Below are 11,163 nucleotides of genomic sequence, written 5' to 3'. Positions count from 1 at the left end.
TTGAACGCCAGTTTTCCCAAGCGTCGGTTCATTGTTTACACATCGAACACAGAACAGGATTATGGTCCTATAGTTGGGTTTCATTCCGACGATCTATGCTCTTCTCACTCTGGTGTTTGATACTGTGAGATTTGGACTGCACAGAGTGATGGGTCGGCTCCGTCCAGAGCGATGCTGGCTCGCGGGTCCACGCCAGAGCGCACGGCCATCGCTCCGGATGGGCCCAATTGTGTCGTCGAAGTTTGCGATATTGAGGTTCCACTTTGTGAGTGTGCTGCTGACGTCACGCGTGAGGCGAGCAGAGCGGCATTGTTGCCGGGCGGGGCGGCTATGATGTCACCGATGGCGGCAATCAGGTATTTTTTGATACCAAAGTTGATCCAAACTGGAAGGTCGGTCCATGATTTGCCATTGGGAAAAGATCGATGGATTTCGCACTTTAAATGAATTAGAAAGATTTATTACTTGGATCGAAGGTCAAATTCAGGTGGGAAATGCATATGAGGTTCCCGTTGATTGTCGTTATGCTGGAGAAATGATGCCGGAAAGATGGTTTGTTTGCAAAGATTGCCAATCAAAGTGGCGACTAGTATTTCCTGATCCAGGATATTTCAGCGGTTTATTTTGTTTGGTGGAGGGTGAGAAGTGATTCGATGAATGTATGAAGATAGCGTTTCATCTAGCACTTTACAGGGATGATATTCGCCTGCCCCCCTGAACGCCCGTGCCATTGGCTGCGGCGTTACGGGTGTTCCGGCCCTGCGAGCCAAAGCTCCACGCCGGTGATCCTGCCAGCCTGACGCTTGGCGTTGGCATGTCCAGCTCGAAGAGCAGCAGCAGCCAGTCGGGGGAGGCTGCCCGTGTCACGACCCTTTCGGCGGGAAATGACCTTGTCATCAGCGCCGGGCGGGACATTGTCTCGCAAGGGGCGCAGGTTGAGGCTGGCAATGATGCGGTGATCACCGCTGGCCGGGACATCGAGCTGACGTCTGCGGTCAATACCACCAGCATGGATACGTCCAGCTCGTCGCGCTCGGCCGGTGTCAGCGTGACGGTGGGCGTTGGCATGAAGGGGGCAAATGTTGGCGTCGGCGCCAGCGTTTCGGCGCAGAACGGCACCTCCTCCAGCGCACAGACGGCCCACACCAATACCAACATCACGGTTGGCGGCCATGCGGATGTTTCAGCCGGGCGCGACATTGCGCTGAAGGGCGCGCTTGTTGACGCCGGATCGGCGGAAGTTGAGGCTGGCCGCAACCTGACGGTGGAAAGCCAGCTGGACACGGGGGCAGGCTCCAGCGCGGCCTATATCAAGGCTTTCGATGCTGACACATCACGCCTTGAAGCTGCTCAGGCTCCGCACGGTGCTAGACAGATATCTTCCTGACAGCGAGGCGCCAGAACGGTCCACTTGAAAGCAATTCCCGCTTGAGATTGTTGCCTGGCTGAATGTGGCGGTTTCCGGATTGGCTGCTCACCCGCCGGTGCTGATCCGCACGGTGGTGGGCACCTTGTGCTCGTGCACTTCCAGCACGCAATCGAAGGGCGCATTCTGGTGCAGGGCGGTGCTGAGCGCGGGCAGGTTGAGGCCTTTTTCCGTCAAGGCGCGCTGCGCAGAGGCGGGCATCAGGCGTGTGGCTAGCAGGGCGAGGCGGCCGGGGATGCGGATGTGGCGGTCCGGCCCGGCTTCCGTGTGCTTGGTGATGTGGACGGGGTTCATGGTCTTCATCCTTCCGGTGAGAGGTGGGGGGAACAGGGTGCTTCAGGGGCCTTGCCATACTGGCTCAGCACCAGCCGGATGATGCCGTGCATGGCCTCGAGATCCGGCAGGCTGCCGAGGGCGGCTTCCGACACGAGGCCCTGATAGAAGGCGAGGACGAAACCGGCGAGCGTTCCGGTCTCCTGCGGTGACAGATCCGGCCTTGTGCGCGCCAGCTGATCGCGCAGGGCATCACGGATCCGGCTGCGCCCCTCCTGGAACACTTTCAGCAAATCCGGCCGCACCGCCACTTCGGCGTGGATCATCGGCGTTGCCCGGGCGCGGCCATCGCTGGCGGCAGCCTTCAGATCAGCAAGGAACTGGCCGATGACCTCATCAAAGCTCAACACTTCTGCGGCCGCCGTGATCGCCTCCGCGCTTTCTGCCGTGCTGGCGGTGATGCCATCGGCGATCAGGTCGTCCTTGGTCCTGTAGTAATTGTAGACCGCCCCGGCGCTGAGGCCCGCTTCGGCAAAAATCTCGCGCATGGTGGTGGCCTGAATGCCCTTGCGCGCAAAACACCGCGCCGCCGCCGCACGGATCTGCTGACGGCGCTCCTCAAGTTTTTCCGGGCTGATGCGGGGCATGGCTCATTTATATAAAACGGACAACCGTTCTATATTAAACTTCCGATGCCTGCGCAAGCGGGCACAAACGCCTCATCCCTGCGCCGGCTAGCGCCGCAGGAGCCAAAGAAAGTATGGGCCGCCGAGGAGGGCGGCGAGGAGGCCGGGGGAGAGGGGCCAGGGCCAGGCGAGGGTCTGGCTCGCCCATTCGGCCAGAGTCATCAGCAGCGCGCCGGTGAGGCCGCAGGCGATGCTGGCGCTGGCTGTGCCCCGGAAGCCAAGGCGTGTGACGAGATGCGGCACCAGAATGCCGATGAAGCTGACGGGGCCGGTGACGAGCGTTCCGGCGGCGGTGGCAAGGGCTGCGAGCGTCAGGCCGATGATGCGGGTGCGGCGCACGGACACGCCGAGGCTGATGGCGGCAGGCTCTCCCAGTGCCACCAGATCGACCCTGCGGCTGAGGAGAAGACTGCCTGCAAGGCAGGCGCAGCCGGTGAGGGCGGCAGCCACGGCCACCGGCAGGCTGGTGGACGAGGTGATGCCGGAAAACCAGCCGAGCAGCGCCGCCCCCCGCTGGCCGCCACCCGCCATCACCAGCACAAGCAGGGCATTGGCGGTGCTGGCGATGCCCGCACCGATCAGTAGCATCCGCGCCGGATCAAAGCGGCTGCGCAGGGCAAGGAGTGTCACCGCCAGCATGGCGAGCCCCGCGCCGGTCAGCGTTACGGCCAGCTTCGCCGGGGCGCTGGCGGCGGGCAGGATGACGAGCGCCAGCGCCAGAGCAAGGCCGGCGCCATGGCCGATGCCGAGCAGGTCCGGGCTTGCCAGCGGATTGCGCAGCAGCCGTTGCAGCAGCAGGCCCGCAAGGGCAAGGCAGAGACCCGCACTGGCCGAGCCGAGAAGCGGCGGCAGGCGCCATTGCCAGATGCGGGCGAGCTCCCTGCCGTCCAGCGCCAGGGACCAGCCGCCGGGCACGCGTCCCATCACAAGGGCGGCAGCAAAGGCCAGTGTCAGCGCAAGGCCCAGCAGCAGCAGGAGGCGCGCGCCCGCTTTGCGCTGCGGTGCCTGCAGCTGAAAAGTCAGCGGCACGCTGCCTGCGGCACGGCGGGCTAGAAGGATGAGCAGGGGGCCTGCAAAGAGCCCCGCCGCCGCACCCACCGGCAGGTCCCCGGCAAAGGGCGTCAGCAGCCGCATGCACTGGTCGGCTGTGAGCAGCAGCAGCGCGCCGGTGAGAGCGGAGGAGGCAAGGCCGGGGTTCGCCCGCTGGCGGATGGCCCGGGCAAGGGCCGGTGCGGCCAGGCCGATGAGACCGATCTGGCCGAATTCCGCCGTCACGCAGGCGGCGAGGCAGGAAACGAGGCCCAGCATCAGCAGCTTGACCATGCGCACCGGCAGGCCAAGGCTTGAGGCCCCTGCATCGCCCAGAGCCAGCAGCCGCAAGGGCCGCTCCAGCAGCCACAGGGGGATGATGGCGAGAAGCGCCAGCACCGTGAGCCGCAGCGGCGCGGCCCAGCCGTTCTGTTGCAGCGATCCGGCCTGCCAGGTCAGAAGGTTGCTGAGAAAATCGTGGTTGAACAGCACCAGCAGTGAATAGGCCGCATTGCATAGCAGGTTCACCATCACCCCGGCGAGCACCAGCTTCTGCGAATTGAGATGAGGTCCCCAGGCGATGGCGAGCACGGCGGCAAGGGCAAGCCCCGCCCCGGCCAGCGCCACGATCTGATAGCCCTGCGACCACAGGACGGGCGCCAGCACCAGCGTTGCGGCCATGCACAGCGCTGCCCCGCCGGTGATGCCCAGCAGCGACGGCTCGGCAAGGGGATTGTTGAAGACGCGCTGGAACACGGCCCCGCCCAGCCCCAGCAGCGCCCCGGCCACCAGCGCCGCCAGAATGCGCGGCAGAAGGCTGTAGGTGAGGATCAGCGGATCGGAGGTGCCGGTGATGGCCAGTCCCGCCAGCGCCAGCGCGGGCACCGCCAGCAGGCAGGTCAGAAGACCTTTGCGCAGGACTGCGCGAAGGGCCGCATGGGGTGGCATTGCAGCGGGAAGACCGGCGGCGGGCATCAGGATTTCCGCTCCTGCGTCAGGTCCAGAACGGCCTTTGCAACGGAGCGGGCAAGATGCAGCTCCGACAGGCAGCCGCCGAAGGGATAGAACTGGCTGATGCGTGCCAGCCGCCCCTGCCGCACGGCGGGAAGCTGCTGCCAGATCTGGCTGTTGCCGAGCGCCCGTTCGGTCTGGGCCTCCAGCGAGGGGATGGTGATCTGGATCAGGATCGCATTCTCCAGCGGCATCAGCCGGTCCATCCCCGCTTGCGTGAAGCCGCTGGCATTGACCGGCCCCGTCCAGCCGTTGCTGAGCCCGAGGCGCGTCAGCATCGTGTCCGGCATGCTGCCCTTGCCGTAGATCGTGGCCCGCCCGCCGCTCTGGTCGGGCAGGAGGATGCAGACCGGCGGGGCATCGGGAAGGCTCTGCGCAAGGCTGGCGGCAAGGGCGCCGGTTTCTTTGGCAATCCGGGCCAGAAGCGAGCTTGCGGCTGTGTCCGGCAGGCCTGCGGCTGCGGCGCATTGGAACAGGATGGCGGCAGAGCGCCCGCCGCTGTCACCTTCGGCCACCACTTCCACTGGCGCAATGTCCTTGAGAAGCGGCGTCATGAACAGGCTCGGCGCACCCAGGAAGATGAGATCCGGGCGCAACCTGTCGAGGAGTTCCAGATTGACGGCCCAGAAGGGGCCTATGTCCTGCGTTTCCGGCGGCAGGGCCTGCGGCATGCGCTGGTTGAAATAGCCGGTGTCGGCCACGGCCAGCGGCGGCAGGCCAAGGGCCATGAGGGATTCGGCGGCTGCCCAGTCGATGGCCGCAATTCGCCGTCTGCCATCTGCGCGGAGGGGCGTTCCGGCAAAGGGCAGCAGGGCGGCGGCGAGGGCGCTTTTGAGCAGCGTGCGTCTGTCCGGCATGCAATGAGCCCCCGCCGGAAGGTGATCCGGCAGGGGCGCCTTTCTCAGAAATCGACTGTCAGACGGCCCATCACCGTGCGGCGGTCGCCCTGATAGCAGGAGTAGCTGGCGTCGCAGGTGGTGTAGTACTTCTTGTCGAAGAGGTTGGTGGCGTTGATCTGCAGCTTGGCGTGCTCGTTGACGCGGTAGCTGGCCCCGGCGTCAAACAGGGTGCGGCTCGGCACGCTGAAGGTGTTGGCGTTGTTGCCGAACACATCGCCCACGTGGCGGATGCCCGCGCCTAGTGACGCCCCTTCCAGCACGCCGGAGGTGAAGGTGTAGTTCAGCCAGCCGGAGGCCTGATGCTCGGGCACCAGCATGGGCCGCTTGCCGACGTTGCCGGAGGCCGCATCCTTGGTGATTTCCGCCTTGGTGTAGGTGTAGGAGGCGGTGAAATCCCAGTTGCGGGTGACGTTGAACCGGGCTTCCAGCTCAAGGCCGCGCGACTGGATCTCGCCGGTCGCCACCGCCGTGCCGTTGGAGAGATAGTTCAGCACGTTGTTCTTGGTGATGTCGAAATAGGCGGCGGTGAAGAGGCCGTCAAAGCCCTGCGGCTGGTATTTGATGCCCGCTTCCCACTGGTTGCCCTGCGAGGGATCGAAGGTGTTGCCGCGCGCATCCACGCCGCCATTGGGCACGAAGGACTGCGAGAAGCTGACATAGGGCACGAGGCCAAAGGCGGTGACGTAGCTGAGGCCCGCCCGGCCCGAGAACTGGCCCACATCCAGCTTTGTCGTCGTGCTGTTCAGCCGGTTGTGGGTGTCCATGCTCAGCCAGTCATAGCGCCCGCCAAGCGTGGCGATGAAGCCGTTGCCGAACTTGATCTGGTCCTGCACGTAAAGGCCGGTCTGGTGGTAGCGCTCGGAATAGTTGATGAAGGCGGCTGTGGGCACCGGCACGGAGACGCCATAGACCGGGTTGAAGGGGTTCAGGCCCGGGGCGAGCCCCTGAAAACGCTTCACATCCGCATCGGACCAGCTGTAGTCGATGCCCATCAGGGCCTGATGGGAGGCGGGGCCGGTGTCGAACTTCGCCAGCACCTGATTGTCGGCGGTGAAGGCATCGAAGCTTTCGTCAAAGCGGCGGGCGATGCGGGTGACGCCCGAGGAATTCATGCCCGAGAGGAACAGGTTGTCGAGCAGGAAGTCCGTGTGGCCATAGCGCACGTTCTGCTTCACCGACCATGTGTCGTTGAAGCGGTGCGCGAATTCGTAGCCGATGGTCTGCTGCTGCTGTTCGCTCTGGTTGAAGTTCGGGTCACCCAGCAGGATGTTCGTCGGCGTGAAAAGCATGATGGTGCCGCCACTCTCGTCCCGCAGCACCTGCCCGCTCAGGGTCAGGCTGGTGTCCGTGCTGGGCTTCCAGGTGATCGCCGGAGCGATCATCAGCCGGTCATCGCCGATCTTCGAGCCATCGGAATATTTGAACTGGGTGTTGGCATCGCGCGCCGTGCCGATGACGCGGTAAAGCACCGTCTTGTCTTCGTTGAGCGGGCCGCTCAGATCAAACTGCGCCTGCTTGCGGTCATGGCTGCCATATTCGAAGGCGATCTGGCGGATGACTTCTTCCGCCGGCTTCTTGCTGGTCTTGTTGACCACGCCGCCTGCATCGCTCTGGCCGAAGAGGGCGGAGGAGGGGCCGCGCAGCACTTCAACGGAGTCGAGCTGATAAGGATCGGTGCGGAAGAAGCTGTAGCTGCTGGAAACCTGCCGCAGCCCGTCCATGTAGGAGCTGGTGGCCTGCGCATTGAAGCCGCGCATCATGATCCAGTCATAGCCCTTGGGGTCCGGGCCATAGGTTTCGATGGCGACGCCCGGCACATAGCGCAGTACCTCGGTGACGCTCTGGGCGTTCTGGGTTTCCATCTGCTTGCGGCCGACAACGGACACGGACTGCGGCACCTCGATGAGCGGGGCATCCATTTTGGTGGCGCCGGTCACGTTGGTGGCAACGAAGGTGGTGGCGCCGTTGGTGTCGCCCTGCAGCTGGATCTTGTCCAGCGTGGTGCCGCTGGTGGCCGTAGCGCCGGTGCCCGCATCTGCGGCAGCGGGATCATAGACCTGCACCGTGCCGGGGTTGCTGAAGCGGTAGGAAAGGCCGGTGCCCCGCAACAGGCGTGTCAGGGCTTCGGCCGCCGTCATGGAGCCGCGCACCGGGTTGCCCGCGCGGGTGATGGCCTGGTTCTCGCGCACCACAACGGCAAGGCCCGTGATGCGGCCAATGTCATTGACGGCCTGCGGCACCGGCTTGGCGGCGATGTTGAAGCTGAACTGCTGGCTGGTGGCCTGCGCCCGCACCTCTGCGGTTCCCGCCGTCATGATGGCCACCGGCGTCAGCAGCGTTGCCGCCAGAAGAAGTCCCGTCCGCCGCAGTCCGCCCGATTTGCCCGACCCGTTCAACGCCATGTTACCTGTCCTTAATTCTCAAGGCTTTTGCACGGCGGAAGCCCCCTTCCTGCCGTGTCTTTATCCTCTTCACGGATGAGAGCCGGGCTTCATGAACCGGCGGGATGCGTTTTTTTTGATTTTTTTTGAGGGGGCGTTGGGGGCGGATCAGCGGCAGATGAGACGGCACTACCCCGCCACGTACTCTGCGTCGTCCCGGACGGAGCGAAGCGGAGATCCGGGAACCACTCGTTTCCAGAGCGGTGATATGTGTTCGCGGCGGAGAGGCTTGCTCTCGCCGGTGGTTTGCCGTCTCGTCAATTCCACCCTCCGCGCCGCCCCGGCCCTGCGCCGGGGCCTGTAAGGCTGGCACGGCGCCTCTCATCCGGCACTTGCAGCGCCGTGCCACATTGCGTCCCTGACAGGTCCCGGCACAAGGCCGGGACGGCGCGGTGGAGCACGGAGAGGTGAGCGTCCGAACCGGGCGGGCATCTGCCGCACACATGCCAACGGCATTTCTCTGCAAGCGAGTAGCCCCCGGCTCGCGCTGCGCTTGGCCGGGGTGACGCAGTGCAGGTTGGCAGAACTGTGCCCGGCGTTGGGGTGGCTCAGCGGCAAATGATAAGGCGCTGCCCCGCCACGTACTCTGCGCCGCCCCGGACGGAGCGAAGCGGAGATCCGGGAACCACTCGTTTCCAGAGCGGTGAAACCTGTTTGCGGCGGAGAGGTTTGCTCTCGCCGGTGGTTTGCCGTCTCGTCAATTCTACCCTCCGCGCTGCCCCGGCCCTGCGCCGGGGCCTGTAAGGCTGGCACGGCGCCCCTCATCCGGCACTTGCAGCGCCGTGCCACATTGCGTCCCTGACAGGTCCCGGCACAAGGCCGGGACGGCGCGGTGGAGCACGGAGAGGTGAGCGTCCGCACCGGGTGGGCATCTGCCGCACACATGCCAACGGCATTTCTCTGCAAGCGAGTAGCCCCCGGCTCGCGCTGCGCTTGGCCGGGGTGACGCAGTGCAGGTTGGCAGAACTTTGCCCGGCGTTGGGGTGGCTCAGCGGCAAATGATAAGGCGCTGCCCCGCAGTGATGCATCGGACTTGTGGCGGTGCCTCTCCGGTCCCCTCCCCCTGGTGGGGAGGGGTAAGGGGTGGGGGGCTCTGCGCCTGCAAGGATTTGAAAAATAAACTTTTCCTGTTGAGGCCTCACGAGGAGCAGCTGCCCGCAATCAATGGACACTCTGCCAGACGGAAAGGCCTTTCCCCCCACCCCTAACCCCTCCCCACCAGGGGGAGGGGGGCTGAAACGCCGTGCCACGTACTCTGCGTCGTCCCGGACGGAGCGAAGCGGAGATCCGGGAACCACTCGTTTCCAGAGCGGTGAAACCTGTTTGCGGCGGAGAGGTTTGCTCTCGCCGGTGGTTTGCCGTCTCGTCAATTCCACCCTCCGCGCCGTCCCGGCCCTGCGCCGGGGCCTGTAAGGCTGGTACGGCGCCCCTCATCCGGCACTTGCAGCGCCGTGCCACACTGCGTCCCTGACAGGTCCCGGCACAAGGCCGGGACGGCGCGGAGGGTGGGCATCTGCTGCTGCGCTCAGGCCATCATCCGGCTGGCTCAACCTACCGCGAGATCACCGTCAGCCGTCCCGCCACTGAGGTGATGCGGAAGCCGACGGAGGATTGCAGGGCGGCGAGGGCGGCGTCCGTGTCGTCCAGCGAAAAACTGCCGCTGACCAGTTCCCTGGCCAGTGCATCGGAGGTGACGAGAATACGGCCCTTGCGATAGCGGCCGATTTCCTGCAGCACCGAACCGAGGCTGGCGCGGTAGAAAACGAAACGCCCGTTCCGCCAGGCCAGCGTTTCGTCAAGGTCCACAGGCCGGGGCACAGAGACGCCCTTGTCCCCGAACTCCACCTGCTCGCCCGGCTTCAGCATGGCCTCAGCGCCTTCGGCGGTGACGGAAACGCTGCCATGATCCAGCGTGACGGTGCCCCCGCCCTCCTGCAGGCGCACGTCGAAACGGGTGCCCAGCACCGTGATGCTGCCGCCTGCTGCGGCCACGGTAAAGGGGCGGGTTTCGTTCCGGACCACATCGAAAAAGGCCGTGCCGCGCAGCAGGCGCACATGCCTTTCGCCGGGGGTGAAATCCTCGGCCAGTGCGCTGCCGGCGTCCAGCAGCACGGAAGAGCCATCGGAAAGGGTGATGGTGGTGCGGCTGCCGCGCGGGCTGACGTAATCGGCGCGCATGTCCTCGAAAAGCTCCGGCCGCTCCAGCCAGATGGCCCCGCCCAGAACCGCCAGCAGGGCCAGCGCCAGCCCCGTCAGGCGGTGGGTTGTGCGGCGCCGCGCCTTGCGGGCATCCATCGCCTGCAGATAGCGCTCCAGCGCCTCGCCTTCGGCCTCTGCCAGCCGCCGCCCCGGCGCTTCGGCCGCTTCCCAGGCCAGCGCGATGGTGCGGAAGGCCTCGGCATGGGCGCTGTCGGCCTGCCGCCAGGCTTCAAATTCGGCGCGCTTGCGGGCGGTCGGCGTCTGCAGCAGATCCACGAACCAGGCGCGGGCCTCGGCCTCGATCTCCCGTGCCGTGCGATGGGCCGGGCCTTCGCCGGGCGGAGTGGAAGGGGCAGGGCTCATCAGCGTTCTTTCGCGTCCGCTCACCCGGCAGCAAGGCAGCTCTGGCAGGCAGCCATGGCGCGGGCCATGTGCTTTGCCACCATGCGCTCGGAAATCTCCATCACTGCGGCGATCTCGGCAAAGGTTCTGCCATGAATGCGGTTGAGCAGGAAGACGTGGCGTGTGCGCTCCGGCAGGGCGGCCAGCGCCGCATCAACGCCCGTCAGCCCCTGCCGGGCCTGCAAAATGTCCTGAGGCGTGGCGGGGGCTGCGGCATACTGGTCCGGCAGCAGGCCGTCCACGAAGCTGCGGCGGGTGTTTTCGGCGCGCAGATGATCCACCGCCGCATTGCGGGCGCAGCGGGTGAGATAGGCCGGATCTCCGCAGCAGCGCAGGGGCATGCGCTCCCACAGGCGCATGAAGATGTCCTGCACCAGATCGCAGGCCGCCGCCGGGCAGCCAACTCTGCGGTTGATCTGCCGTTGCAGCCGGTCCCGCTCGGACAGGTACAGCGCGGCAAGTTGATCCTGATCTGACGGCATGCGCTTCAACAACCCCATGCCGCAGGCGCGGCGGGAAAATGTGGACTGTGTCTGCGGATGTCAGGCAGACCCTCATGCACGGGTATAATACTGGTATTTAATAGTCAAGTTTATGGGGCTGAAGGGCGGTGCCGGGATGGCTAAATTGTCACCTTGGCCGAACGCCGCAGTGATGCACCTGATCTCCGGCACGGCCTTCCAGCCCCCCCTCCCCACCAGGGGGAGGGGGGCGGCAGGCGTCCTCCCGAAAAGCAAACGCCTCATTGCGGGCTGTGTCCGAACCTGATGTGTGAATCCAGTAGCCACGAAGGTTAG

9 protein-coding genes are annotated in these 11,163 nt (G+C 65.3%); 2 read left to right on the top strand and 7 right to left on the bottom strand.

Annotated elements, in window-relative coordinates; genetic code table 11:
• The first annotated feature begins 400 nt into the window (after positions 1-400).
• Both V6L75_RS15400 and V6L75_RS15395 read left to right on the top strand, forming a co-directional pair.
• Entirely contained in the window at positions 401-649 is a 249-nt protein-coding gene (locus V6L75_RS15400; RefSeq protein WP_334252371.1) for a hypothetical protein, read from the top strand.
• A 165-nt stretch (positions 650-814) separates the two neighbouring features.
• Positions 815-1,387, top strand: coding sequence for a hemagglutinin repeat-containing protein (locus V6L75_RS15395; protein ID WP_334252370.1), 573 nt, complete (start codon positions 815-817; stop codon positions 1,385-1,387).
• An 87-nt stretch (positions 1,388-1,474) separates the two neighbouring features.
• On the opposite strand, the gene V6L75_RS15390 is transcribed toward V6L75_RS15395, so the two are convergent.
• From V6L75_RS15390 to V6L75_RS15360, 7 genes are all read right to left on the bottom strand, one after another.
• A complete protein-coding gene (locus tag V6L75_RS15390; protein WP_334252369.1) occupies positions 1,475-1,720 on the bottom strand; it encodes a hypothetical protein in 246 nt (81 codons plus the stop codon).
• Between the two features lie 5 nt (positions 1,721-1,725).
• Entirely contained in the window at positions 1,726-2,346 is a 621-nt protein-coding gene (locus V6L75_RS15385; protein ID WP_334252368.1) for a TetR/AcrR family transcriptional regulator, read from the bottom strand.
• A gap of 87 nt (positions 2,347-2,433) precedes the next feature.
• On the bottom strand, positions 2,434-4,389 hold the full coding sequence (fhuB, locus tag V6L75_RS15380) for a Fe(3+)-hydroxamate ABC transporter permease FhuB (RefSeq protein ID WP_334252367.1): 1,956 nt from the start codon (positions 4,387-4,389) through the stop codon (positions 2,434-2,436).
• Entirely contained in the window at positions 4,389-5,282 is an 894-nt protein-coding gene (locus V6L75_RS15375; protein WP_334252365.1) for an ABC transporter substrate-binding protein, read from the bottom strand. Before V6L75_RS15375 ends, fhuB begins: the two co-directional genes overlap by 1 nt.
• A 44-nt stretch (positions 5,283-5,326) precedes the next feature.
• Positions 5,327-7,726, bottom strand: coding sequence for a TonB-dependent siderophore receptor (locus V6L75_RS15370; protein WP_334252364.1), 2,400 nt, complete (start codon positions 7,724-7,726; stop codon positions 5,327-5,329).
• 1,590 nt (positions 7,727-9,316) lie between these two features.
• The gene (locus V6L75_RS15365; protein ID WP_334252363.1) at positions 9,317-10,327 is read right to left on the bottom strand and encodes a FecR family protein; all 1,011 of its coding nucleotides are present in this window, start codon (positions 10,325-10,327) and stop codon (positions 9,317-9,319) included.
• 20 nt (positions 10,328-10,347) lie between these two features.
• Positions 10,348-10,848, bottom strand: coding sequence for an RNA polymerase sigma factor (locus V6L75_RS15360; RefSeq protein WP_334252362.1), 501 nt, complete (start codon positions 10,846-10,848; stop codon positions 10,348-10,350).
• Positions 10,849-11,163 lie beyond the last annotated feature (315 nt).

Source organism: Pannonibacter anstelovis (assembly GCF_036881715.1).
Classification (GTDB): domain Bacteria; phylum Pseudomonadota; class Alphaproteobacteria; order Rhizobiales; family Stappiaceae; genus Pannonibacter; species Pannonibacter anstelovis.
The sequence above is the reverse complement of the archived record's forward strand: the minus strand, read 5'-3'. Positions and strand labels throughout refer to the sequence as shown.